The organism is Klebsiella sp. B345 (assembly GCF_051131735.1).
GTDB lineage: Bacteria > Pseudomonadota > Gammaproteobacteria > Enterobacterales > Enterobacteriaceae > Klebsiella.
On the sequence record NZ_CP180443.1, the window covers coordinates 4112242 to 4137505 of the forward strand.

Below are 25264 nucleotides of genomic sequence, written 5' to 3' on the forward strand. Positions count from 1 at the left end.
GGGGTTAATTATTCATCAAAATATTGCGTTAAATTTCTTTCATAGCTATTTAATGAACGATGGACGACGGCGAGATCCGGCATGGACTCACGGACGCCTTTTTTCTCAATAGAAATTGCGGCGGTCAGGCTGGCAAAAAGAATAATATTATCGATATGCCAGGAGTAATGAACGCCATAGGTAAAGGCGCCATGGAAAACATCACCGGCACCGGTAGTATCGACGGCCTGGCATTGCCAGGAGGGAACAATATGCAGCATTCCACTCTTTAAAAAAGCACAGCCTTTCTCTCCAAGAGTAATAAATGCCTCTCCCCGGCATATTTTATTTAACTCGATGAGCGCCGTTTTTAATTCTTTCTCGGTGCTCAGGGCACGGTAATTCATATAATCTCTGGCGAAATGTTCACTAACAACAAAATAATCAGTCCAGGCCGCTAATTTGATATTGCTGGCACGCAGGGAGCCGCCATCCATCACTACGCGAGCCGCAGGTAATTTCTTAATTAAAAATTCACTGATTTCAGCTTCGTGCCCGTCTATTAACAGGGTGACGGGTTCTTCCGAAGCAATAAGCCGTTGTGCGAGATCGTCAAGTTTCAGTTTTTGATCGTAGGTCAACGAAGGCGGCGTCTGCATTTTACGGGTAATAATGGTGCGGGAGCCCGTTAAGCGGTTAACCAGCACCGATGCCAGGGGGGTGATCATCTCATCGGAAAAGACGATGTGGCTGGTATCCACGCCGGCCTGAGCAAATTCATCAACAATCCGCTGACCGTAAATATCTGCGTTCAGATGACCGATATAATAAACATCCTCGCCCCATAACCCCAGCAGCCATGCGGCATTTGCTGCCGGACCGCCGCCGCTTTCAATGAAGTCATGGCAGAAATTTTTGGTATTTTCCTGCGGCCACTCATTCAGAAAGAAGAACTGATCAAAACATGAAAACCCTATGGACAATATAGCCATAACAACTCCTGATAATGTCGTCAGCTGCGGGAAGTGTTCTTCCCGCAGGGAAAAATGAAACCCTATTCATTTTTCTTATTCGCCGTGAGCGCGTCGTAACTGAGCGTATCTCCGACCACGCGAACGGAACGGAAGCAGAAAGGCACCAGCAACGCGACGAGCAGGGCGAAGCAAATCAAATAGATGGTTATCTGGCCAAACTGGGTGAAGGCATTACCGATAATGATTCCCCAGACGGCGAAATCGAAATCGGCAAAGGTACTGTTTTCAAAGCCCAGGCTGCCTAAGGCCGGTAGCAGCATTGCTGGAAGGAAGGCGAGGAAGATCCCGCCAATGAACGAAGCGATGACACAGCCCCGTTTGCCGCCTAGCTTGTCGGCGAAGACGCCGGAAGTCCCGCCGCAGAAGAAATGTGGCACCATGCCGGGAATGATTAGCGCCATCCCGAATGCCCCCAACAGCAGCATCCCCACCAGACCGCCGATAAAAGAGCTGATAAAACCGACGACTACCGCCGTTGGACTGAAGGTAAAGAACACTGCGCAGTCAACGGCTGGAATCGAATCGGGAATCAGCTTCTGGCTAATCCCCTGGAAAGCCGGTACCAGATCGCCAAGGATAAGACGTACGCCGTTGTAGACGATGGCGACGCCGACGGCAAACTGCAGGCCGGTCAGAATAGAGAAGATCAGCATATTCTGGTCGGTTATCGTTCGTAGGTATTCGGTGCCGGCAACGGCGCTACAAACAAAGTAGATAATGAACATGACGATCCCGGTAGTGACCGTGGTGTCACGCAGAAAGCCCCAGCGTTCAGAAATTTCGGTATCGGCAAATGAGTTGGCCGGGTTCCCGGTTTTGCTGGCGATCCACGCGGAGATGTAATAGCCCAGCGAGCCAAAGTGGCCCATCGCAATGCCGCCATCTTCGGTGACCTGCTTGGTATAGCGCTGGCCAATGGCCGGAGAGATAGCTGACCATGAACCGAGTAAGAATCCGCCAATCAGAATCAGCATCCAGCCGCGAAATTCCGCCGCCTGTAATACCGCGGAAAACAGGCATGCCAGAAAGAAAGAGTGGTGACCGGTGAGGAAAATGTATTTGTACTTGGTAAAGCGGGCAATAAGCAGGTTAAAGATAAAGCCCAGCAGCAGGATGCTCATGGTTTCTACGCCGAGCACTTTTTGCGCAACGGATACGATAGCCTCGTTATTGGGAATTACGCCGCGAATATTGAATCCAGCTTCGATAATTCCGCCGAGTGGATTAAGGTTCGCAACGATGACTCCGGCACCGGCGCTGAGCATTAAATAACCAAGGATCGGCTTTAAGGTGCCCGTAAGAAGTTTATTTCCAGGGGATCGCAGTGCCACTAAACCGACAAATGCGATAATCCCCATCAGAAATGCGGGTTGACTGAATATCTCTGATAAGAATGTGAGTATAGCCTGCATGATCGTGTCCTTAATAATGATTAAGAATGAGTTGCAGCAACTTTTGTCAGGGCATCGGTAATGTCTTCAGCAATTTTAGCTTTATGGACATAGCTGCGAATAATAGCCACATGACAATGCGCAGGGAACTGATTCGCTAATTCTTTGATCGTGATATAGAGATCGGCTTTTTCGCCTACGGCATTGGCAAAATCAACGGAGGCGATGTCAGCTTTGATACCTAATTCATCACATATTTTTTTTACATTGCTCGCGGCCATTAATGAACTGCCAATACCGTTACCGCAAACTGTTCTGATAACTAACATAATGACGTCTCCATTTTATTGTGGATGAAATTGAATACTGTATTGATGTCATGCTGCTTGCGGAGAAATGCCACAATATCTGACTCAATTAATGAGGCAATTATCTGGATCATTTTTATATGACTATTAGCATCTGCACCGGCGATGCCGATAATGACACTCACCGGGTCAAACTCTTCGTGGCCAAAATGAATCGGATGCTGGGTGGTGATTAAAGAAAACCCGGTGCGGGAGGCCCCTTTTTCGGGGCGAGCATGAGGCATTGCGAGCCCATCATCAATAACAATAGCGGGCCCAAAATCCTCATAGACTTCCAGCATCGCGTTGATGTATTCCGGGCGACAAATTTTCTGACGGGTAAGTAATGTCCCAGATAATTCGATCGCCTGGCTAGCGGTGGAAATGTTCTGATTAAGTGCGATTAACCGACGATCAAAGATGATTTCCATAATCTAATCCTTAACGCATTTCTTCTCTGAGTTAAATCATGAACAAATATACGGCGTAAAATCATGGGACAGATCACATTTGAATTTTTAAATATTGAAGTTGATCACAGTGAAATGATATTTGAGTTATTTTTTAAGAAAAATAACATTTATTATTGTGTTAATTTTCAATTGGTTATGTTTTGGTGGGGAAGAGTGGGGTAAATATCAGACGAGAAAGATTAAAAATAAGATAATTTTATTATTGAGAAATGTATTGTGTATCACAAATATCAGGGTGTTTTTTTCTCAAAACTTGAGTGTGATAACAAAAAAACGTCCGGAAAGAACGGGCGGGAGCATTGTGCGTCAGAGAATGGAACTCACTGGGGCAGAAAACAAAAAAGGCCCGCATGCGCGAGCCTTTTTAAAACGCGAGCCGATTACAGGCTGGAGACGTTTTCGGTCAGGTATTTTGCAACGCCTTCCGGAGACGCAGCCATACCTTCTTTTCCTTTTTCCCACTGTGCCGGGCAAACTTCACCGTGCTCTTCGTGGAACTGCAGCGCATCAACCATGCGCAGCATTTCGTCGATGTTACGGCCCAGCGGCAGGTCATTAACCACCTGGTGACGAACAACGCCGTTTGCGTCGATCAGGAAGGAACCACGCAGTGCAACGCCTTCGTCCGGATGCTCGATACCGTAAGCTTTCTGGATTTCACGTTTGATGTCAGCCACCATCGCGTATTTAACCGGGCCGATACCGCCCTGGTCAACCGGGGTGTTACGCCATGCGTTGTGAACGAATTCGGAGTCGAAGGAGACGCCAACGACTTCTACGCCGCGTTTCTGGAACTCTTCATAACGCTTGTCAAAAGCGATCAGCTCTGACGGGCACACGAAGGTGAAGTCCATCGGCCAGAAGAACAGTACGGTCGCTTTACCGTTGGTGTGCTGTTTGAAGTTGAATTTCTCAACGATTTCGCCGTTACCTAAAACTGCTGCTGCGGTAAAATCCGGAGCCTGACGAGTGACCAGAACCATATGATTCTCCTGTTAATAGTAAGGTTAATTGGTACGCAACGGGGGCAAGTATAGGGACTGGCTTGTGCGAACTCAACGTGACGCTGACAATCAATGAGATAGGTTCAGCCTATCAATGTGTATCAGAAAACGAGGTTCAGAATAGCTTTTCTGTGAGAAAGCGCAATCTTTTATCGTGCTCGTTATAGTTCCCGGCGGGTCGCCTGGGCCATCATGCGCGGATAAAACTGCCAGAACTGCTGCTCCAGCTTGTCGTAGTGGGTGTCCAGGTCCTGCCAGGAGTCGCGCAGGGCATCAAGACGTGGCCGGCGGCTGGCCATACCGTTGAGGACGCGCTGAATAAAGTCCATGTCTTTATAGCGTTCCAGCCAGCGTTCCGACCATAAATAGTCATTGAGATTGACGAAGCGCGGCGGTGAATCGGGCAACACCGGCGTCACCTGCTCCTCGGCATAGCGCACAAATTCACTGAGCGGCAGGTCGGGCGAAATTTGCGCCCAGTGGTGCGACAGGAAATGATCCCACATGACGTCCAGCGTAATCGGCGCGACACGGCGCGTTTCGGGACGGAACCACTCTCGTGCCGTTTTGACCTCTGCCAGATTGTCGGTCATGACATCGATGCGGCGGTGCATAAAGATGCCGTCGACGATATCCGCCGGGTAGTCTGCCTGCGGGTTGCCGCGAACGAAATCAGCCAGAAGGTTGCCGGGAAGGGAGCTATTGGCGAGATGAGCTAAATGCAGGTGTGCGAGAAAATTCATAATACTCGTTATTCTTCAGGTTGCAGGTGCGTTGGCTTCAACGTGACTCGCCTCATCAATGACGTAGAGTATTACATCTCTCCTGAGGGGTAAAGGTTGCAGGGAACACGCCCCGGCACTAGACTACCCGCCTCATTATTTAGGCCGAGCCACCGTCATGCGCGTTACTGATTTTTCCTTTGAACTCCCCGAATCCCTGATCGCCCACTACCCACAGCCGGAGCGTAGTAGCTGTCGCCTGCTGTCGTTAGACGGACCGACGGGGGCGCTGACGCATGGTATTTTCACCGATCTCCTCGACAAGCTGAACCCCGGCGATCTGCTGGTGTTCAACAATACCCGAGTGATCCCGGCGCGCCTGTTTGGCCGTAAAGTCAGCGGCGGCAAGATTGAAGTCCTGGTTGAGCGGATGCTCGACGACAAACGCATTCTGGCCCATATTCGCGCCTCTAAAGCGCCGAAGCCGGGAGCGGAGCTGCTGCTGGGCGACGATGAAAGCATTCATGCCACCATGGTGGCGCGTCACGATGCGCTGTTTGAAGTCGAGTTTAACGACGAGCGCCCGGTACTGGATATCCTGAACAGCATCGGCCATATGCCGCTGCCGCCGTATATCGATCGCCCGGATGAAGACGCCGACCGCGAACTGTATCAAACCGTCTATAGCACCAAACCAGGGGCGGTGGCTGCACCGACCGCCGGCCTGCACTTTGACGATGCGATGCTGGATAAGCTGCGTGCCAAAGGTATCGAAATGGCGTTCGTGACGCTGCACGTCGGCGCCGGAACCTTCCAGCCGGTGCGCGTGGATACCATCGAAGACCACATCATGCACTCCGAGTATGCCGAAGTGCCGCAAGAGGTGGTCGACGCGGTGCTGGCAGCGAAAGCACGCGGTAATCGCGTCATCGCGGTGGGCACTACCTCCGTGCGCTCGTTGGAGAGCGCGGCGCAGGCGGCGAAAAACGACCTGATTGAACCTTTCTTTGGTGATACGCAGATCTTCATCTATCAGGGATATCAATATAAAGCGGTTGATGCGCTGGTGACCAACTTCCATCTTCCTGAATCAACACTGATTATGTTGGTTTCGGCCTTTGCCGGTTACCAGCATACTATGAATGCCTACAAGGCTGCGGTAGAACAAAAATATCGCTTTTTTAGCTACGGTGACGCGATGTTTATCACGTACAATCCGCAGGCTATTTTTGAGCGTGTCGGGGAATAACCTCCGCGACATGAGTGTTTAACGTCAGACTGTTTTTCTGACGCAGGAGTGAAAATGAAATTTGAACTGGATACGACCGACGGACGCGCTCGCCGCGGCCGCCTGGTATTTGATCGTGGCGTAGTTGAAACGCCAGCCTTTATGCCCGTTGGGACTTACGGCACCGTCAAAGGGATGACGCCGGAAGAAGTTGAAGCCACCGGCGCACAAATTATCCTCGGCAACACGTTCCACCTGTGGCTGCGTCCGGGCCAGGAAATCATGAAGCTGCACGGCGATCTGCATGATTTCATGCAGTGGAAAGGGCCAATCCTGACCGATTCCGGCGGTTTCCAGGTCTTCAGCCTCGGCGATATCCGTAAGATCACCGAGCAGGGCGTCCACTTCCGTAACCCGATTAACGGCGATCCGATTTTCCTCGACCCGGAAAAATCGATGGAGATTCAATACGATCTCGGCTCCGATATCGTGATGATCTTCGACGAATGTACGCCGTACCCGGCGGACTGGGACTATGCTAAACGTTCGATGGAAATGTCCCTGCGCTGGGCGCAGCGTAGCCGTGACCGTTTCGACAGCCTGGGCAACAAAAATGCGCTGTTTGGCATTATCCAGGGAAGCGTTTACGAAGATTTACGCGATATATCCGTTAAAGGTCTGGTAGACATCGGTTTTGATGGCTACGCTGTCGGCGGTCTGGCTGTCGGCGAGCCGAAAGCAGACATGCACCGTATCCTGGAGCACGTTTGCCCGCAGATTCCGACCGACAAACCACGCTACCTGATGGGCGTCGGGAAACCCGAAGATCTGGTTGAAGGGGTACGCCGCGGTATTGATATGTTCGACTGCGTGATGCCGACGCGTAACGCGCGTAACGGCCATCTGTTTGTTACCGACGGCGTGGTGAAGATTCGTAATGCGAAGCACAAAAGCGACACTGCGCCGCTGGATGCGGAGTGTGATTGCTATACATGTCGCAATTATTCACGCGCTTACTTGCATCATCTCGATCGTTGCAACGAAATATTGGGCGCGCGCCTCAATACCATTCATAACCTTCGCTACTATCAGCGCTTAATGGCTGGTTTACGTAAGGCTATTGAAGAGGGTAAATTAGAGAGCTTCGTGACCGATTTTTACCAACGTCAGGGACGACCTGTTCCTCCTGTGAACGTTGATTAATTTTAATAATGAGGGAATTTGAATGAGCTTTTTTATTTCTGATGCGGTAGCAGCAACCGGTGGCGCGGCGCAGGGCAGCCCGATGTCTCTGATCCTGATGCTGGTGGTGTTTGGTCTGATTTTCTACTTCATGATCCTGCGTCCACAGCAGAAGCGCACCAAGGAACATAAAAACCTGATGAGCTCCATCGCGAAAGGCGATGAAGTGCTGACGAATGGTGGTCTGGTCGGTCGCGTCACTAAAGTTGCGGAAAGCGGATACATTGCTATCGCGCTGAACGATACCACCGAAGTGGTTATCAAACGTGACTTCGTAGCTGCCGTTCTGCCGAAAGGCACTATGAAAGCGCTGTAATCCACTTTTCCCTAAGGGAACTGCCGTGTTAAACCGTTATCCTTTGTGGAAGTACATCATGCTGGTCGTCGTTATTATCGTCGGCCTGATGTATGCACTCCCCAACCTGTATGGTGAGGATCCGGCCGTTCAAATCACTGGCGTGCGCGGTGTCGCCGCCAGTGAGCAAACGCTGATCCAGGTCCAGAAAACGTTACAAGAAGAAAAAATTACCGCTAAGTCTGTGGCGCTGGAAGAGGGCACCATTCTTGCGCGCTTCGACACCACCGACGTCCAGTTACGTGCACGTGAAGTGCTGATGGGCGTATTGGGTGATAAATACGTCGTGGCACTGAACCTTGCACCGGCGACCCCTCGCTGGCTGGCGGCCATTCATGCCGAGCCGATGAAGCTGGGTCTTGACCTGCGTGGCGGCGTACACTTCCTGATGGAAGTGGATATGGACACCGCGCTGGGTAAACTGCAGGAACAAAATATCGACAGCCTGCGCAGCGAACTGCGTGAAAAAGGCATCCCTTACTCCACCGTGCGTAAGGAAGACAATTTTGGTCTGAGCATTGCGTTTCGTGATAGCGCAGCACGCGATCAGGCTATCTCCTGGCTGAGCCCGCGTCACCGCGATCTGGTTATCTCCACTCAAGGCACGACCGGCCTGAAAGCCGTGATGACCGATGAGCGCCTGAAAGAAGCCCGCGAATATGCCGTGCAGCAGAACATCAACATTCTGCGTAACCGTGTTAACCAACTGGGTGTTGCCGAGCCGCTGGTACAGCGTCAGGGCGCCGACCGTATCGTGGTTGAACTGCCGGGTATTCAGGATACCGCGCGTGCGAAAGAAATTCTTGGTGCCACCGCGACGCTGGAATTCCGTCTGGTTAACAGCAACGTCGACAGTGCCGCTGCCGCTTCAGGCCGCGTCCCTGGTGATTCCGAAGTGAAAGACACTCGTGAAGGCCGGCCAGTTGTGCTGTACAAGCGTGTGATTCTGACCGGTGACCATATCACCGACTCCACTTCCAGCATGGATGAGTACAATCAGCCGCAGGTTAACATCTCGCTGGATAGCGCAGGTGGCAACATCATGTCTAACTTCACCAAGGACAACATCGGTAAGCCGATGGCGACCCTGTTCGTGGAGTACAAAGACAGCGGTAAGAAAGATGCTAACGGTCGTGCGGTTCTGGTGAAACAGGAAGAGGTGATTAACATCGCCAACATCCAGTCTCGCCTGGGCAATAGCTTCCGTATTACCGGTATCAGCAACCCGAACGAAGCGCGTCAACTGTCTCTGCTGCTGCGTGCTGGTGCGCTGATTGCGCCGATTCAGATCGTTGAAGAACGTACCATCGGCCCAACTCTGGGTATGCAGAACATCAAACAGGGTCTGGAAGCATGTCTGGCCGGTCTGGTGGTCTCTATCCTGTTCATGATTTTCTTCTACAAGAAATTCGGTCTGATCGCGACTTCCGCGCTGGTGGCTAACCTGGTGCTGATCGTCGGCATCATGTCCCTGCTCCCAGGGGCAACGCTGAGTATGCCGGGGATTGCGGGTATCGTGCTAACCCTTGCGGTGGCGGTCGATGCTAACGTACTGATCAACGAGCGTATTAAAGAAGAGTTGAGCAACGGACGTTCTGTTCAGCAGGCGATTGACGAAGGTTATAAGGGTGCATTCAGCTCTATCTTCGATGCGAACATTACGACCTTGATCAAAGTTATCATCCTGTACGCGGTCGGTACCGGTGCAATTAAAGGGTTTGCGATTACCACCGGTATCGGTGTTGCAACCTCGATGTTTACCGCTATCGTCGGCACCCGTGCCATCGTGAACCTGCTGTACGGCGGCAAGCGCGTTAAAAAGCTGTCTATCTGAGGAGTGCGTTGTGGCACAGGAATATACTGTTGAACAATTGAACCACGGCCGTAAAGTCTATGACTTTATGCGCTGGGACTACTGGGCTTTCGGCATCTCCGGTTTTCTGCTGATTGCCGCCATTGTCGTGATGGGCGTGCGTGGGTTTAACTGGGGTCTGGATTTCACTGGTGGTACGGTGATTGAAATTACCCTTGAAAAACCTGCCGATATGGACCAGATGCGTCTGGCGCTGCAGAAGGCGGGCTTCGAAGAGCCGCAGCTGCAGAACTTCGGTAGCAGCCGTGACATCATGGTACGTATGCCGCCGGTACATGATACCAACGGCAGCCAGGAGCTGGGCAGCAAGGTCGTTAATGTGATTAACGAATCGACCAGCCAGAACGCAACCGTCAAACGAATTGAATTCGTGGGACCAAGCGTCGGGGCAGACCTGGCACAAAGCGGCGCCATGGCGCTGCTGGCCGCCTTGATCTGTATCCTGGTCTACGTTGGTTTCCGCTTTGAGTGGCGTCTTGCTGCCGGGGTCGTTATCGCCCTGGCGCACGATGTGGTTATCACGATGGGTATACTGTCGCTGTTCCATATCGAGATCGATTTGACCATCGTCGCGTCACTGATGTCGGTTATCGGCTACTCGCTGAACGACAGCATCGTGGTATCGGACCGTATCCGTGAAAACTTCCGTAAGATCCGCCGCGGTACGCCGTATGAGATCTTTAACGTGTCGTTGACCCAGACGCTGCATCGTACCTTGATCACCTCAGGGACCACCTTGATGGTTATCCTGATGCTGTTCCTCTTTGGCGGCCCGGTGCTGGAAGGCTTCTCGCTGACCATGCTGATCGGTGTCTCCATCGGTACAGCTTCTTCTATCTACGTGGCGTCGGCACTGGCGCTGAAGCTGGGCATGAAGCGCGAGCATATGCTGCAGCAGAAAGTCGAGAAAGAAGGTGCGGATCAGCCGTCCATTCTGCCGTAAGTCAGAACGGTACTGAGAACGCAATCCCGGTCGCAAGGCCGGGATTTTTTTATTACAGGGCCCCCGAATTTCGCTACTCTCCTTGCATTGTGTTTAATGAGATGGAGATACGCCCATGGCCACGATAGCCCTTTCCACCGTCGCCCCGCCGACCGTCTGGCACGACCTGCCTTCCGTCACACTCAGCGATGAGACCTTACGTCAGCGTAAAGCCAACGTGCTCGCCCGGATGGCCTGCGACGGGTACGACACGCTGGTCATCTATGCCGATAAAGAGCACGGCGGCAACTTTGAGTATCTCACCGGGTTTATCCCGCGTTTTGAAGAGGCGCTGCTGGTGCTGCATCGAGAGGGGGAGGCGGTGCTGGTGTTGGGCAACGAAAACCTCAAGCTGGCGGCCTTTGCCCGGCTGGAGAATCGGGTGATCCACGCCCCATGGTTCTCATTGCCGAACCAGCCGATGACTACGGACAAAAGCCTGCCGCAGCTGCTGCAGGATGCGGGGATCGTGGCGGGGAAAACGCTGGGGCTGGCGGGCTGGAAGCTGTTTACCGGTGATGCCGACGACCGGGCGCAGATGTTCGACCTGCCTGCGTTTATCGTCGATGCCATTCGCCAGGCCGCGGGTCCGCAGGCGGTCTTGCGCAATGCCACGGGGATTTTTATCGCCCCGGATAGCGGGGTAAGAACGGTCAATAATGCCAATGAACTGGCCCATTATGAATATGGCGCAAACCTCGCATCGACGGCGGTTCTGACCGCGCTCGACGCCATTGCCCCCGGAAAAACGGAAAAGCAGATCGGCGCGCTACTGGCGGCGCAAGGGCAGCCTAATACCGTGGTGATGATTGCCGCTACCGGGGATCGTTTCGCCCATGCCAACTTGTATCCTGGCGATAAGATCATTCAGCGTGGCGATAAATTCTCGCTGACCACCAGTTATAAAGGCGGCCTAAGCAGCCGCGCCGCCTACGTGGTGAGCGACGACTCTGAGCTGGCACCGGAAGTAGCTGACTATCTTGAGGTGGTGGCGAAGCCCTATTTCAACGCGGTGGTCAGCTGGCTGGAGAATTTACGCATCGGGATGCGCGGCGGCGAGATGTACGCGCTGATCGAGAGTGTACTGCCGAAGGCGGACTATCACTGGCATCTGAACCCCGGGCATCTGGTGGCGGACGAAGAGTGGCTGTGCTCACCTATCGGGCCTGATTCCAACGCCTGCATCCGCAGCGGTATGCTGCTGCAAATCGATATTATTCCCTCACGGGCGGGGTATGCCGGCGCCAGCATCGAAGACACCGTGGCGGTGGCCGATAAGTCGCTGCGCGACGCACTGGCGCAAGATTGGCCGCAGCTGTGGCAGCGAATTGTCACCCGGCGCGCCTGGGTCTGCCAGCAGTTAGGGATAGAGCTACCGGAAGAAGTCCTGCCGTTTTCCAATACCGTCGGCTATCTGCGCCCGTGGTTGCTGGATCGCACCCGCGCGCTGGTGTGTACAGCGTAGTTAAACACTCCTGACAGTATGCTGTCAGGAGGCCTGTCATACACTCCTTCTGAACCCACACAATGGACAGGAGGATGTATGAACAACGTAATTAACTGGTTTGAAATTCCGGTCGCCGACATGGATCGTGCCGTGGCGTTTTACGAACCGGTGATGCAGGTGACGCTGAAACGGGAAAATATGGACTGTGCTCAACTGGCCGTATTCCCTTATCAGGATCCGGCTCCTGGCGGCGCGCTGGCAAAGTTTGACGGTGTTAAACCTGCCGATCAAGGCTGCATTATCTATCTGCATACTGGCGATCTGGCGGCGACGCTCGACCGGGTAAGCTCTGCGGGAGGGCACTGTGTTTTTGGCCCGCTGCAGCTGGCGGACGATATCGGGACGATTGCCCTGTTTATCGATAGCGAGGGGAATCGAATTGGCCTGCACCAACCAGCATAAATGAGATAACGCTTATGAGCCGACGCGCCGACCGTCTTTTTCAAATCGTCCAGATCCTGCGGGGGAGAAGATTAACCACCGCCGGGCTGCTGGCCGAGCGGCTCGGCGTATCGGAACGCACGATTTACCGCGATATTCGCGACCTGTCGCTCTCCGGCGTCCCGGTTGAGGGAGAGGCCGGCAGCGGCTATCGGCTGCTGGCGGGTTATGATTTGCCGCCGCTGATGTTGACGACCCAGGAGTCGGAGGCGCTGGTCGCGGCGATTAGGCTGCTGCAAACCTGGGGCGGCGTTTCGATGTCCCAGGCGCTGGAGTCGGCGCAGGAAAAAGTGCTGGCCATACTGCCGGCGGAGAGCCGACGCCAGGCGGAGCTGTCGCGCCTGTTCGCCCCGGACTTTGGTTCGCAGGGCTACACCAAAGAGCAGTTTGATCTGGTGCACCGGGCAGTCTCCGGCCAGCAGGTATTGGATCTGCACTATCGGGATGAAGGCGGAAAGGTATCACAGCGTGAAGTGCTGCCGCTGGGGCTTTTTTTCTGGGGAGAGCGCTGGCTGCTGGTGAGCTGGTGCGAATTGCGCGTCGATTATCGCTGTTTTCGCCTCGACCGATGCCTGAATATTGTGGCAACCGGGCGCCATTTTAGCGAACGGGCTGACCGTTCATTGAGTGATTTCTTGCGTAAGGTAAAGTGTGAGGAGCGCTAAGACTATGCAATCCCCGGCGTTGCCGCCGGGGAAAATCAGCAGCGATTAGAAGTTGTAGCCGACAACAAAGTAACCACCCCAACCGGTGGAACGGACATTGAAGTCGCCGTCGCCGAAGTTCAGCTTCGCGTCATCCGCCCACTGACCACCGTTGTGCCAGTAACGAGCAACCACCGAGTAGTGCCAGTGCGCATAGTTCAGCGCCAGGATGTGGCTGGACGCGATGGAGTTGCTGGTGCGCGCGTGCTTGCCGTTCATATCGTAGAAGTTGTCATCGCCCAGATCGGAACCCCAGTCAAAGTTGGTGAAGCCGATGTAGCTCAGGGAACCGCCCCACAGGTCGGTCAGCGGAACAAAGTATTTCACTTTGAAACGGTAGCCATCCCACTCGTTTTCGTTGGAAGCTCCGTAGTTCTGCCACTGATATTTCGCATAGACGTTCAGGGACAGGCTCATCGGCAGGCCGGTATCGATATCGGTACCCAGACCCATATACCAGGTGCTCTGCTCCTGAGAATCGTTACGCCCCATATCGTAGATATAGTTGTTCGCGAAATACCACTCTTTGAACGGGCCGAAGCTGAGGTCGGTGTTGGTCAGCTTGTCGATAGAGAAACGCGGTTCGATTTCCATAAACAGCGGGGAACCGTTGTTCCAGATACCTTTCGCGGTGCTGTTACCGCCAAAGAATACCGGTGCATCGATATAACCGTAGAAATCAAACCAGTCTTTTTTGGCGAACGCTTCGTATTCCAGGTAGGTATCGTTACGGATCTGCGGTCCAAAACGGGTGTGGTAGCTGCCCACCACGTTCACACTCTGGTGCCACCAATCGGACAGGTACTGAGGTTTGTCGTTTTCTGCCGCGCCAGCAGTGAAAGATGCGGAGAGCGCCAGGACCGCGCTTGCTGCCAGTAATGTTTTTTTCATAATGATGCCACTGTTTAAATTAAGCCAAAAGGCGTTAAGAACGTTGCCGAAGCGTTTCTAAATATTTCGTATTTCTGTGGCGTCTATTATAGAAATCATTGCTCACAAAAATATGTGTTGTTTCACATAAAGTAAACATACGTAATCGATTGCGTTCACGATTCTATGCATTTACTGACAAAATGCCACTGAAATTCATCAATGGCGTCAATTTTTACTGAACTGTTCGCAAAAATTGTAAATGGATTTTCGGCGGTGAAAACGGGTGTCAAAGACACCCGATGGGAGAGGTTATTGCGGGGTGGCGGGCTGGATGTCGTGAATACGCAGGAAACCGAGCTGTTCCGGGGAGATGCCGTTCAGGCGCAGCGGAATATCCACATCGCTGGGGGCCAGAATGCTGGCAGGGGCGCTGATCAGCTGCTCCTGCACGTTTACTTCCTGATAACTCTGGGTGGTGCCGGTAATCTGCCCGGAAGCGACGGTGGCGCTAAACGCCGGAAGCGGATCGTTGGATTCACCCTGAATACGTAAGGTCAGTCGGGTGCCGTTGGCATCGGCGGCGATATCCCGCAGCGACATGCGTAACGTGCCGATCTGGCTCTCGAGCCGCGCCGGGGTTTTGGCACCAGGCAGAAGATAGACGCCGCTGCTGGATTTCGCATTCAGGGAATTTTGCTGGGTAATTTTCACTGTTTGCTGATTCAGTTGGGTCATCTCTTTGCTCAGCGTGCTCACGCTTTGATTCATCTGTCGGACTTCACTTTGCTGCGCGCAGGCGCTGAGCGTGAACAATGTCGTCAGTATCGCCAGCTTCAAATAACGTCTTGTCATAATAAGGGATTCCGTCAAAAGGGGATAACTCATGGTAGATCGTCTCTGATAACCAACCATAGATCCTTTATCTCAAAAGCTCTTTCTTTGTAGTCGGGTCACTTCGCGGTAAACTGTCTTTCAGTTTAACTTCATATCAGGACGCGCCATGCATTGCCCATTCTGTTTCGCCGTAGATACCAAAGTGATCGACTCCCGCCTGGTGGGAGAGGGCTCCTCTGTGCGTCGTCGTCGGCAGTGCCTGGTTTGTAACGAACGTTTTACGACGTTTGAGGTGGCAGAGCTGGTAATGCCGCGGGTGGTCAAGAGCGACGAGGTGCGGGAACCTTTCAATGAGGATAAGCTGCGCAGCGGAATGCTGAAAGCGCTGGAAAAACGCCCGGTTAGCGCCGACGACGTAGAAATGGCGCTTAACCATATCAAAACGCACCTGCGCGGCACCGGTGAACGCGAAGTACCCAGCAAGATGATCGGCAACCTGGTGATGGAACAGCTGAAAAAGCTCGATAAAGTCGCCTATATCCGCTTTGCTTCGGTCTATCGTAGCTTCGAAGACATCAAAGAATTTGGCGAAGAGATCGCCCGCTTACAGGATTAAGTCATGCATGACGAAATGTACATGGCGCGCGCACTGAAGCTGGCGCAGCGCGGGCGTTTTACCACCCACCCCAATCCTAACGTCGGCTGTGTGATCGTCAAAAACGGCGAAATCGTCGGCGAAGGTTTTCACTATCGAGCCGGCGAGCCGCATGCGGAAGTACATGCGCTGCGAATGGCCGGTGAGCAAGCCCGAGGCGCTACCGCCTACGTGACGCTGGAACCATGCAGCCATCATGGCCGCACGCCGCCGTGCTGTGACGCGCTGATCGCCGCTGGCGTGACCCGCGTTGTGGCCGCCATGCAGGATCCTAACCCGCAGGTGGCGGGACGCGGCCTGTACCGTTTGCAGCAAGAAGGTATCGACGTCAGCCATGGCCTGATGATGAACGAGGCCGAAGCGCTGAATAAAGGCTTTCTGAAGCGGATGCGCACCGGTTTCCCGTATGTACAGCTCAAAATGGGTGCTTCGCTGGATGGCCGTACCGCCATGGCCAGCGGAGAAAGCCAGTGGATCACCTCACCACAGGCGCGCCGCGACGTGCAGCGTCTGCGCGCGCAGAGCCACGCCATTCTGACCAGCAGCGCCACCGTGCTGGCAGACGACCCGGCAATGACCGTGCGTTGGGAATCGCTGGACTCCGATACTCAGGCGCTGTATCCGCAGGGCAATCTGCGTCAGCCGCTGCGTATCGTTATCGACAGCCATAATCGCGTGACCCCGCAGCACCGCATCGTGCAGCAGCCGGGCGAAACGCTGTTTGCCCGCACTCAGGCCGACGATCGCGTGTGGCCGGAAAACGTGCGTACGCTGCAGGTACCGGAGCACAATGGCCATCTTGATCTGGTGCTGTTGATGATGCAACTGGGCAAGCAGCAGGTGAACAGTATCTGGGTGGAAGCCGGCCCGACCCTCGCCGGGGCGCTATTACAGGCAGGTGTGGTGGACGAGCTTATCGTTTATATTGCGCCTAAACTGTTAGGCAATGCGGCGCGTGGATTATGTGCGCTGCCGGGGCTTGAGAAACTACAGGATGCCCCCCATTTCAAATTCAATGAGATACGCCATGTCGGCCCGGATGTGTGCCTGCATTTAGTGAATGCCTGATTCAGGGTAGGCGTGTTGCGACGCAACATCATTCCTCTGCCAGCGACCGCGAGGCAGTTTGAAGGATGAAGTGTATAAATTATTATGATAGAATCCGCCCCCCTTGCGGGGCCATATGAACCCGAAGGAAGAGTATGAACATTATTGAAGCTAACGTTGCTACCCCGGACGCTCGCGTCGCCATCACCATTGCGCGTTTCAACAACTTTATCAATGACAGCCTGCTGGAAGGTGCGATTGACGCCCTGAAGCGCATCGGTCAGGTAAAAGATGAAAACATTACCGTTGTTTGGGTTCCAGGCGCGTATGAGCTGCCACTGGCGGCTGGCGCACTGGCAAAAACCGGTAAATATGACGCGGTGATTGCTCTGGGTACGGTGATTCGTGGTGGTACCGCGCACTTTGAATATGTGGCTGGCGGAGCAAGCAACGGCCTCGCGCATGTCGCGCAGGAGAGCGAAATCCCGGTAGCCTTTGGTGTTCTGACCACTGAAAGTATTGAACAAGCCATTGAGCGCGCTGGTACCAAAGCCGGTAACAAAGGTGCAGAAGCTGCGCTGACCGCGCTGGAAATGATTAACGTATTGAAAGCCATTAAGGCCTGATTTTTTTGTAAGGGGAATTCCGTGAAACCTGCTGCTCGTCGCCGCGCCCGTGAGTGTGCTGTCCAGGCGCTTTACTCCTGGCAGTTGTCCCAGAACGACATCGCTGATGTCGAATACCAGTTCCTGGCGGAACAGGATGTCAAAGATGTCGACGTTCTGTATTTCCGTGAACTGCTGTCCGGAGTGGCGACTAACAGCGCATACCTCGACGGCCTGATGAAGCCGTACCTGTCCCGCCTGCTTGAAGAGCTGGGCCAGGTGGAAAAAGCGGTACTGCGTATTGCCCTGTTCGAGCTGTCTAAACGTGACGATGTCCCGTACAAAGTGGCGATTAACGAAGCTATCGAACTGGCGAAAACTTTTGGCGCAGAAGACAGCCATAAGTTTGTTAACGGCGTGCTGGACAAAGCAGCCCCGGCAATTCGTCCCAACAAAAAGTAAACCTCAGGCCGGTGTTACCGGGGATTCTCCCCGAGAAACCGTCCACAGAACCTGCTTCAGCCGGCAACCAAACTCGTCGGCTGGAACAGGTTCTTATTCTTTTCTTTTGCTGAGGCATAACGTATGGCATGCGGCGAATTCTCCCTGATTGCCCGTTATTTTGATCGCGTAAAAAGCAGGCGTCTCGATGTGGAGACCGGCATCGGCGATGACTGCGCTCTCCTGAATATCCCCGAGAAAAAAACGCTGGCAATCAGCACCGACACGCTGGTGGCGGGAAACCATTTCTTACCCGATATCGACCCTGCCGACCTGGCCTATAAGGCGCTGGCGGTCAATCTGAGCGACCTCGCGGCTATGGGTGCCGAACCCGCGTGGCTAACGCTGGCGCTAACCTTACCGGACGTGGATGAAGCGTGGCTGGAATCGTTCAGCGACAGCCTGTTCATGCAGCTCAACTATTACGATATGCAGCTGATTGGCGGGGACACCACCCGTGGTCCGCTGTCGATGACCTTGGGTATTCACGGCTTTGTCCCGCCGGGACGCGCCCTGAAACGCGCCGGGGCAAAACCCGGAGACTGGATTTACGTCACCGGTACTCCCGGGGACAGCGCCGCCGGGCTGGCAATATTGCAGGACCGACTGAACGTCGAGTCTGCGGCCGATGCCGACTACCTGCTGGCGCGCCATTTACGTCCGATGCCGCGGATATTGCAGGGGCAGGCGCTACGCGATCTCGCCAGTTCGGCGATCGATCTTTCCGACGGTCTGATCTCCGATCTTGGCCATATCCTGAAAGCCAGCGGTTGCGGGGCGCGGCTCGATCTCGACGCGATGCCGTTCTCCGATGCGATGCTGCGTCAGGTGGCGCCGGAGCAGGCCTTGCGTTGGGCGCTGGCTGGCGGGGAAGATTACGAGCTGTGCTTTACCGTACCGGAGCTGAACCGCGGCGCGCTGGATGTCGCCATCGGCCAGCTAGGGGCGCGTTTTACCTGCATTGGCCAGATTTGTGCGGAAGCGGACGGTCTGCAGCTGCTGCAAGCCGGCAAACCGGTGCAGCTGGATTTAAAGGGGTACGATCACTTTGGCGCGTAGTAAAGATGTCGCAAAAAGCCGCCTCAATATGCGCAATCCCTGGCATTTGCTGGCCACCGGCTTCGGCAGTGGGTTAAGCCCCGTGGTGCCGGGCACCATGGGCTCGCTGGCGGCAATCCCGTTCTGGTATCTGATGACCTTCCTCCCCTGGCAACTCTATTCGCTGGTGGTGATGATGAGTATCTGTATTGGGGTCTATATCTGTCATCGCACGGCGAAAGACATGGGAACTCACGACCACGGCAGCATCGTCTGGGATGAGTTTGTCGGAATGTGGATCACCCTGATGGCGCTACCGACGCTCGACTGGCAATGGGTGGCCGCCGGGTTCGTTATCTTCCGTATCTTCGATATGTGGAAACCGTGGCCGATCCGCTGGTTCGATCGCAATATCCACGGCGGTATGGGGATCATGGTCGATGATATCGTCGCCGGCGTGATCTCCGCCGGGGTGCTGTACCTGGTGGGACACCACTGGCCGATTGGTCTCCTGTAAGGCTATCTCCCCGGCGGCGTGTTGCGCGCCGGGGCACAGGCTTATTTAAAGCCGACAATCGGGTGCGGTTGGTAGGGGGCTTCCAGCTTGTCGACCTGCTCGGGCGTAAGCGTGATATCCACTGCGTTGAGCAGTTCATCGAGCTGCTCTTGCCGCGATGCCCCAACGATCGGTGCCGCCACGCCGGGCTTGCTCAATAGCCACGCCAGCGCGACCTGTGCGCGATTCACACCAAGCTCCTCTGCTACCTCAGCAAGATTCTGCGCAATCAGTGCATCGTTGTCATCCGCGGCGCTGTAGAGCGATTTGCCCACCTCATCAGAAACCAGACGCGCGGTGGTTTCCCCCCACGGGCGCGTCAGGCGACCGCGCGCCAGCGGACTCCAGGGAATCACCGACACGCCAGCCCGCTGACATAGCGGCAGCATTTCGTTCTCTTCTTCGCGATAGATCAGGTTGTAGTGGTCCTGCATGGTGACGAAGCGCGCCCAGCCGTTTTGCTCCTGTAACTGCAGCGCCTGGGCAAACTGGCGGGCGTGCATCGACGAGGCGCCGATGTATCGGGCTTTCCCTGCTTTCACCACTTCATCGAGCGCCTCCAGCGTCTCTTCAATCGGCGTGGTGTAGTCCCAGCGGTGGATTTGCAGCAGGTCGACATACTCCATCCCCAGGCGTTTCAGGCTGTCGTCAATGGAGCGCAAGATCTGTCCGCGGGAGAGACCTTCCGGCAGATCGCCCACCGGGTAATAGACCTTCGTGGCGACGACGACCTCATCGCGGTGGGCAAAATCACGCAGCGCGCGGCCGACGATCTCTTCGCTGCTGCCGTCAGAGTAGCTGTTGGCAGTATCGAAAAAATTAATGCCGTTCTCCAGCGCATGCTGAATCAGCGGGCGGCTGCTCTCTTCGGGTAAGGTCCAGGCGTGATTGCCGCGATCCGGTTCACCAAAGGTCATACAGCCGAGGCACAGTCGGGACACCTTGAGTTGGGTTGCTACTGGCGTGATGTATTGCATGAACGGCTCCTGCTATCAGCAAAAAGATATCCTTTAAGCATAGCAGGCGCCGTTAGTGGGGGAGGGATCAGGCCAGCCAGGCCGTGATTTTCGCGGTGATACCGACAGCATCAAGACCGAGGTCGGCGCGCACTTCTTCCTGTGTCCCCTGCGGGATGAAGAAGTCTGGCAGGCCAATATTCAACACCGGAACCGCGCGACGATGCGCCATCAGCAGCTCATTCACACCGCTGCCTGCGCCGCCCATAATGGCGTTCTCTTCGAGGGTCACCAGCACGTCGTGCTCCGTGGCCAACTGCAAAATCAGAGCATCATCAAGCGGCTTCACAAAGCGCATATCGACCAGCGTCGCGTTGAGGGTCTCCGCCGCCTGAGCGGCTTCCGGCAGCAGGGTGCCGAAGTTGAGGATCGCGATTTTTTCACCACGGCGTTTCTCCACGCCTTTGCCGATTGGCAGCGAGGCCAGCGGTTCCAGCGTCGCGCCGGTACCGGTGCCGCGTGGATAGCGGACTGCGCTCGGGCCATCGTTATAGTGATAGCCGGTGTAGAGCATCTGGCGGCACTCGTTCTCGTCGCTTGGCGTCATGATCACCATCTCCGGGATACAGCGCAGGAAGGAGAGATCGAACGCGCCCTGGTGGGTTTGTCCATCGGCACCGACGATACCCGCGCGGTCGATGGCAAACAGCACCGGCAGTTTCTGGATAGCGACGTCGTGAATCAGCTGATCGTAAGCCCGCTGCAGGAAGGTGGAGTAGATGGCCACTACCGGCTTATAGTCGCCGATCGCCAGACCCGCGGCGAAGGTGACCGCGTGCTGTTCGGCAATTGCTACATCGAAATACTGGTCAGGGAATTTTTTGGAAAACTCGACCATCCCCGAGCCTTCACGCATCGCCGGGGTAACGGCCATCAACTTGCCGTCTTTTGCTGCCGTTTCGCACAGCCAGTCGCCGAAAATTTTCGAATAAGAGGGCAGGCCGCCGCTGCTTTTCGGCAGGACGCCGCTGGTGTGGTCGAATTTAGGCACCGCATGGAAGGTAATCGGGTCTTTTTCCGCCGGCTCATAGCCGCGACCTTTTTTGGTCATAATATGCAGGAACTGCGGCCCTTTCAGGTCGCGCATATTTTTCAGCGTGGTGACCAGCCCCAGCACATCGTGACCGTCCACCGGGCCGATGTAGTTAAAGCCCAGCTCTTCAAACAGCGTGCCGGGAACCACCATCCCTTTGAGATGTTCTTCAGTGCGCTTGAGCAGCTCTTTAATCGGAGGCACACCTGAGAAGACCTTTTTCCCGCCTTCGCGCAGCGATGAGTACAGTTTCCCCGACAGCAGCTGCGCCAGATGATTATTCAGCGCGCCGACATTCTCGGAGATCGACATTTCGTTATCGTTGAGCACCACCAGCAGATCGGGTTTGATATCGCCCGCATGATTCATGGCCTCAAACGCCATGCCCGCGGTAATGGCGCCATCGCCGATGACGCAGACCGCGCGTCGCTGTTTGTCTTCTTTCGCGGCGGCAATCGCCACCCCGATGCCGGCAGAAATAGAGGTTGATGAGTGACCGACGCTCAGCACGTCATATTCGCTTTCGCCACGCCATGGGAACGGATGCAGACCCCCTTTCTGACGGATAGTGCCGATTTTATCGCGGCGACCGGTCAGAATTTTATGCGGGTAGGCCTGGTGACCAACGTCCCAGATCAGGCGGTCAAACGGCGTGTTATAGACGTAGTGAAGCGCCACGGTCAGTTCGACCGTGCCGAGGCCGGAGGCAAAATGCCCGCTGGAACGGCTGACGCTGTCCAGGAGGTAACGCCGCAGTTCGTCGCACAGTTTCGGCAGGCTATCTTTCGGCAACAAACGCAACTCCTGGGTGGAATCAACCAGCGCCAGGGTTGGGTATTTGGCAATATCAAAACTCATCAGAGACTCTTATTGTTTATTTATCACGCTGAATTATGTAATTCGCGAGCGCTTCCAGTGCCGTTGTATCCAGAGATTGTGCGGCCAGTTCATTGAGCGACTGACGAGCATCTTCAATCAGGTCATGCGCTTTGGTGCGAGCTTGCTCAAGCCCCAGAAGCGCGGGATAAGTACTTTTACCTAACTGCTGGTCGGCACCCTGGCGTTTGCCAAGCGTCGCAGTATCCCCTACCACGTCAAGAATGTCATCCTGGACCTGGAAGGCGAGACCGATATTTTGCGCAAAGCGTTCGAGGGCCGGCAGGGCCGCACGACCACGTTCGCCTGCGCTCAGCGCGCCCATTCGCACCGCGGCGCAAATAAGGGCTCCGGTTTTGTGGCGGTGAATACGCTCCAGCGCCTGCAGATCAACCTGATGACCTTCCGCTTCGAGATCCAGCGCTTGTCCGCCGCACATACCCGCAACGCCGCTGGCGTGGGCCAGCGTTGACACCATCGCCAGACGATCGCGGTCCGGCACTTCGGGCATAGGCGCATCACTCAGTATAGAAAATGCCAGCGTTTGTAGCGCATCACCGGCAAGAATTGCGTTCGCTTCGCCAAATTTAACGTGGCAGGTTGGCAAACCACGGCGCAGATCGTCATCGTCCATCGCCGGGAGATCGTCATGCATTAGAGAATAAGCGTGGATGCATTCAACGGCTGCGGCCGGGGCATCCAGCGTTGTACGACTGACGCCGAACATGTCACCGGTGGCATAGACGAGGAACGGGCGCAGGCGTTTGCCGCCTAATAATGCGCCATACTGCATGGCTTCAACCAGTGGAGTGTTCTGAAAAGGCAGTGGCGCAAGAAAACGGCGTAGCGCGTCGTTGGCCTGCTCAACGCAGGCCTGGAGCTGTTGCGAGAAATCCATTTATTCAGCGTCCGGCGTAAAAGGCGTGAGTGGGCTCTCTTCGCTGTCGGCCAGCAGAATCTGTACACGTTGCTCGGCCTGCTGCAGCCGGGCCTGGCCCTGGCGCGCCAGCTGTACGCCACGCTCGAACTCGCTGAGCGCTTCTTCTAACGGGAGCGCGCCGCTTTCCAGACGATTAACAATCTGCTCCAGCTCGCCCAGGGCGGTTTCAAAGCTGGCCGGGGCCTCATTTTTCTTTGGCATAGTGAATGTAGACTCTTGTTATGTCGCGACACCAATATGGTAACGAAGTCACGTGGTTAAGCAAATACAGACGTCGTCCTTTCGCGGATTTGTTCCCGAAAGCGTGCGCAACCGCTGCCAACAGGCTCGTCGCGTGCCTGTAGCGACAGCCTGTCCCGAATGATTTTATGTAAAACCCGCAATGGTGATATACTGCGCTCCCTGGATGCAGGCACTACGGTGCGCTGCAGTACATCTTTTGCTTAAAGCCCGTCGGGCTTGCCAACGAACTATTGTCGCTATGAAGTTTATCATTAAATTGTTCCCGGAAATCACCATCAAAAGCCAATCCGTGAGATTGCGCTTCATTAAAATCTTAACCGGGAACATTCGTAACGTTCTCAAAAACTATGATGAGACGCTGGCCGTTGTCCGTCATTGGGATCATATCGAAGTTCGCGCGAAAGACGAAAATCAGCGTCCGATCATCCGCGATGCGTTGACCCGAATCCCCGGCATCCACCATATTCTGGAAGTCGAAGACGTGCCGTTTACCTCGTTGCACGATATTTTCGAGCAAACGCTGCCGGTGTGGCGCGAAACGCTGGAAGGCAAAACCTTCTGCGTGCGTGTAAAACGTCGCGGTAAGCATGAGTTTACCTCTATCGAAGTGGAACGCTACGTCGGTGGTGGCCTGAATCAGCACATCGAAACCGCGCGCGTGAAGCTGACTAACCCGGATATCACGGTCAATCTGGAAATTGAAAACGATCGTCTGCTGCTGGTGAAAGGGCGCTATGAAGGTATCGGCGGTTTCCCGATCGGGACGCAGGAAGACGTGCTGTCACTGATTTCCGGCGGTTTCGATTCCGGCGTGTCCAGCTATATGCTGATGCGTCGCGGCTGCCGCGTGCACTACTGCTTCTTTAATCTGGGCGGTGCAGCCCATGAAATCGGCGTTCGCCAGGTGGCTCACTATCTGTGGAACCGTTTCGGCAGCTCCCACCGCGTCCGCTTCGTGGCGATTAACTTTGAGCCGGTGGTCGGTGAGATCCTCGAAAAAGTTGACGATGGTCAGATGGGCGTGGTGCTCAAGCGCATGATGGTTCGCGCGGCGTCGAAAGTGGCTGAACGTTACGGCGTACAGGCTCTGGTGACCGGTGAAGCGCTGGGCCAGGTTTCCAGTCAGACCCTGACCAACCTGCGGTTGATCGATAACGTCTCCGACACGCTGATTCTGCGTCCGCTGATCTCGCACGATAAAGAGCACATTATTAACCTGGCGCGTGAAATCGGTACTGAAGATTTTGCCCGTACCATGCCGGAATACTGCGGTGTGATCTCGAAGAGCCCGACCGTGAAAGCGGTGAAGGCGAAGATTGAAGCGGAAGAAGAAAACTTCGACTTCAGCATCCTTGATAAGGTGGTTGAAGAAGCGAATAACGTCGATATTCGCGATATCGCCCAGCAGACCCAGCAGGACGTGGTGGAAGTCGAAACCGTAACCGGCTTTGGCCCGAACGATGCAATTCTGGATATCCGCTCTATTGACGAGCAGGATGACAGACCGCTGAAGCTCGACGGCGTAGAAGTGGTGTCGTTACCGTTCTATAAGCTGAGCACCAAGTTCGGCGATCTGGATCAGAGCAAAACTTACCTGCTGTGGTGCGAACGTGGCGTGATGAGCCGTCTGCAGGCGCTGTATCTGCGCGAGCAGGGCTTTGAGAATGTGAAGGTGTATCGCCCGTAACCACGACGAGCCATGGTCATCCCGGATTTCGGCATTGCTGTGCCTTATCCGGGTATCCGGGCGACTAAAGCCGTGCTG

27 protein-coding genes are annotated in these 25264 nt (G+C 54.8%); 15 read left to right on the plus strand and 12 right to left on the minus strand.

What is annotated here, in order from left to right:
- Window positions 1-8: 8 nt before the first annotated feature.
- The 6 genes from ACMYSO_RS19295 to acpH form a co-directional block, all read right to left on the minus strand.
- Window positions 9-971, minus strand: a complete 963-nt coding sequence (locus tag ACMYSO_RS19295) for a carbohydrate kinase family protein (protein WP_434666910.1) — start codon at window positions 969-971, stop codon at window positions 9-11.
- Window positions 972-1033: 62 nt separating this feature from the next.
- Window positions 1034-2425, minus strand: coding sequence for a PTS ascorbate transporter subunit IIC (locus tag ACMYSO_RS19300; protein WP_434666913.1), 1392 nt, complete (start codon window positions 2423-2425; stop codon window positions 1034-1036).
- A gap of 20 nt (window positions 2426-2445) precedes the next feature.
- Entirely contained in the window at window positions 2446-2733 is a 288-nt protein-coding gene (locus tag ACMYSO_RS19305) for a PTS sugar transporter subunit IIB (RefSeq protein WP_434666915.1), read from the minus strand.
- Window positions 2727-3182 carry a PTS sugar transporter subunit IIA gene (locus ACMYSO_RS19310; protein ID WP_434666918.1) on the minus strand — a complete coding sequence of 152 codons (456 nt, stop codon included), beginning with the start codon at window positions 3180-3182 and terminating at the stop codon, window positions 2727-2729. Before ACMYSO_RS19310 ends, ACMYSO_RS19305 begins: the two co-directional genes overlap by 7 nt.
- A 422-nt stretch (window positions 3183-3604) precedes the next feature.
- The gene (locus tag ACMYSO_RS19315) at window positions 3605-4207 is read right to left on the minus strand and encodes a peroxiredoxin (protein WP_004858569.1); all 603 of its coding nucleotides are present in this window, start codon (window positions 4205-4207) and stop codon (window positions 3605-3607) included.
- 182 nt (window positions 4208-4389) lie between these two features.
- Window positions 4390-4971, minus strand: a complete 582-nt coding sequence (acpH, locus tag ACMYSO_RS19320) for an ACP phosphodiesterase (protein WP_434666921.1) — start codon at window positions 4969-4971, stop codon at window positions 4390-4392.
- A 157-nt stretch (window positions 4972-5128) separates the two neighbouring features.
- On the opposite strand from acpH, the gene queA reads away from it, so the two are divergent.
- The 8 genes from queA (at window position 5129) to ACMYSO_RS19360 (ending at window position 13243) form a co-directional block, all read left to right on the plus strand.
- Window positions 5129-6199 (plus strand): tRNA preQ1(34) S-adenosylmethionine ribosyltransferase-isomerase QueA, encoded by a 1071-nt coding sequence (queA, locus tag ACMYSO_RS19325; protein ID WP_123755661.1) that lies wholly within the window; start codon window positions 5129-5131, stop codon window positions 6197-6199.
- Between the two features lie 54 nt (window positions 6200-6253).
- Window positions 6254-7381, plus strand: a complete 1128-nt coding sequence (gene tgt, locus ACMYSO_RS19330) for a tRNA guanosine(34) transglycosylase Tgt (RefSeq protein WP_434586184.1) — start codon at window positions 6254-6256, stop codon at window positions 7379-7381.
- A gap of 22 nt (window positions 7382-7403) precedes the next feature.
- The gene (gene yajC / locus ACMYSO_RS19335; RefSeq protein ID WP_004133958.1) at window positions 7404-7736 is read left to right on the plus strand and encodes a preprotein translocase subunit YajC; all 333 of its coding nucleotides are present in this window, start codon (window positions 7404-7406) and stop codon (window positions 7734-7736) included.
- Window positions 7737-7761: 25 nt separating this feature from the next.
- Window positions 7762-9609 (plus strand): protein translocase subunit SecD, encoded by a 1848-nt coding sequence (secD, locus tag ACMYSO_RS19340; protein WP_434586183.1) that lies wholly within the window; start codon window positions 7762-7764, stop codon window positions 9607-9609.
- 10 nt (window positions 9610-9619) lie between these two features.
- Window positions 9620-10591 carry a protein translocase subunit SecF gene (secF, locus tag ACMYSO_RS19345; RefSeq protein ID WP_123755664.1) on the plus strand — a complete coding sequence of 324 codons (972 nt, stop codon included), beginning with the start codon at window positions 9620-9622 and terminating at the stop codon, window positions 10589-10591.
- Between the two features lie 115 nt (window positions 10592-10706).
- Window positions 10707-12095, plus strand: a complete 1389-nt coding sequence (locus ACMYSO_RS19350) for a M24 family metallopeptidase (RefSeq protein WP_434666924.1) — start codon at window positions 10707-10709, stop codon at window positions 12093-12095.
- Window positions 12096-12173: 78 nt separating this feature from the next.
- The gene (locus ACMYSO_RS19355) at window positions 12174-12539 is read left to right on the plus strand and encodes a VOC family protein (RefSeq protein ID WP_434666927.1); all 366 of its coding nucleotides are present in this window, start codon (window positions 12174-12176) and stop codon (window positions 12537-12539) included.
- 14 nt (window positions 12540-12553) lie between these two features.
- Complete coding sequence (locus tag ACMYSO_RS19360; protein WP_434666930.1) at window positions 12554-13243, plus strand: helix-turn-helix transcriptional regulator; 690 nt, start codon at window positions 12554-12556, stop codon at window positions 13241-13243.
- Between the two features lie 45 nt (window positions 13244-13288).
- Here the strand turns inward: ACMYSO_RS19360 and ACMYSO_RS19365 are convergent, their stop codons facing one another.
- Both ACMYSO_RS19365 and ACMYSO_RS19370 read right to left on the minus strand, forming a co-directional pair.
- Window positions 13289-14173, minus strand: a complete 885-nt coding sequence (locus ACMYSO_RS19365) for a nucleoside-specific channel-forming protein Tsx (RefSeq protein WP_123755668.1) — start codon at window positions 14171-14173, stop codon at window positions 13289-13291.
- A 291-nt stretch (window positions 14174-14464) separates the two neighbouring features.
- Complete coding sequence (locus ACMYSO_RS19370; protein ID WP_434666932.1) at window positions 14465-15007, minus strand: DUF3251 domain-containing protein; 543 nt, start codon at window positions 15005-15007, stop codon at window positions 14465-14467.
- Window positions 15008-15155: 148 nt separating this feature from the next.
- Here ACMYSO_RS19370 and nrdR point away from each other — a divergent pair, with 148 nt between their 5' ends.
- The 6 genes from nrdR to pgpA all read left to right on the plus strand — a co-directional run bounded on the left by nrdR (window position 15156) and on the right by pgpA (window position 19352).
- On the plus strand, window positions 15156-15605 hold the full coding sequence (gene nrdR, locus ACMYSO_RS19375) for a transcriptional regulator NrdR (protein WP_123755670.1): 450 nt from the start codon (window positions 15156-15158) through the stop codon (window positions 15603-15605).
- Window positions 15606-15608: 3 nt separating this feature from the next.
- The gene (ribD, locus tag ACMYSO_RS19380; protein WP_434666935.1) at window positions 15609-16712 is read left to right on the plus strand and encodes a bifunctional diaminohydroxyphosphoribosylaminopyrimidine deaminase/5-amino-6-(5-phosphoribosylamino)uracil reductase RibD; all 1104 of its coding nucleotides are present in this window, start codon (window positions 15609-15611) and stop codon (window positions 16710-16712) included.
- A gap of 134 nt (window positions 16713-16846) precedes the next feature.
- On the plus strand, window positions 16847-17317 hold the full coding sequence (gene ribH / locus ACMYSO_RS19385) for a 6,7-dimethyl-8-ribityllumazine synthase (RefSeq protein WP_046476205.1): 471 nt from the start codon (window positions 16847-16849) through the stop codon (window positions 17315-17317).
- A 21-nt stretch (window positions 17318-17338) separates the two neighbouring features.
- Window positions 17339-17758 (plus strand): transcription antitermination factor NusB, encoded by a 420-nt coding sequence (nusB, locus tag ACMYSO_RS19390; RefSeq protein ID WP_004858621.1) that lies wholly within the window; start codon window positions 17339-17341, stop codon window positions 17756-17758.
- 123 nt (window positions 17759-17881) lie between these two features.
- Window positions 17882-18856 carry a thiamine-phosphate kinase gene (gene thiL / locus ACMYSO_RS19395; protein ID WP_434666939.1) on the plus strand — a complete coding sequence of 325 codons (975 nt, stop codon included), beginning with the start codon at window positions 17882-17884 and terminating at the stop codon, window positions 18854-18856.
- A gap of 28 nt (window positions 18857-18884) precedes the next feature.
- Window positions 18885-19352 (plus strand): phosphatidylglycerophosphatase A, encoded by a 468-nt coding sequence (gene pgpA, locus ACMYSO_RS19400; protein ID WP_434587034.1) that lies wholly within the window; start codon window positions 18885-18887, stop codon window positions 19350-19352.
- Window positions 19353-19393: 41 nt separating this feature from the next.
- On the opposite strand, the gene ACMYSO_RS19405 is transcribed toward pgpA, so the two are convergent.
- From ACMYSO_RS19405 to xseB, 4 genes are all read right to left on the minus strand, one after another.
- The gene (locus ACMYSO_RS19405; protein ID WP_434666942.1) at window positions 19394-20368 is read right to left on the minus strand and encodes an aldo/keto reductase; all 975 of its coding nucleotides are present in this window, start codon (window positions 20366-20368) and stop codon (window positions 19394-19396) included.
- 67 nt (window positions 20369-20435) lie between these two features.
- Window positions 20436-22298: a 1-deoxy-D-xylulose-5-phosphate synthase gene (gene dxs, locus ACMYSO_RS19410; RefSeq protein WP_434666945.1), complete on the minus strand. Its 1863-nt coding sequence runs from the start codon at window positions 22296-22298 to the stop codon at window positions 20436-20438.
- Window positions 22299-22314: 16 nt separating this feature from the next.
- The gene (gene ispA / locus ACMYSO_RS19415; protein WP_434586173.1) at window positions 22315-23214 is read right to left on the minus strand and encodes a (2E,6E)-farnesyl diphosphate synthase; all 900 of its coding nucleotides are present in this window, start codon (window positions 23212-23214) and stop codon (window positions 22315-22317) included.
- Window positions 23215-23457, minus strand: a complete 243-nt coding sequence (gene xseB, locus ACMYSO_RS19420) for an exodeoxyribonuclease VII small subunit (protein ID WP_123755677.1) — start codon at window positions 23455-23457, stop codon at window positions 23215-23217.
- A 280-nt stretch (window positions 23458-23737) separates the two neighbouring features.
- On the opposite strand from xseB, the gene thiI reads away from it, so the two are divergent.
- Entirely contained in the window at window positions 23738-25186 is a 1449-nt protein-coding gene (gene thiI / locus ACMYSO_RS19425) for a tRNA uracil 4-sulfurtransferase ThiI (protein ID WP_434666948.1), read from the plus strand.
- The last annotated feature ends 78 nt before the right edge of the window (window positions 25187-25264 follow it).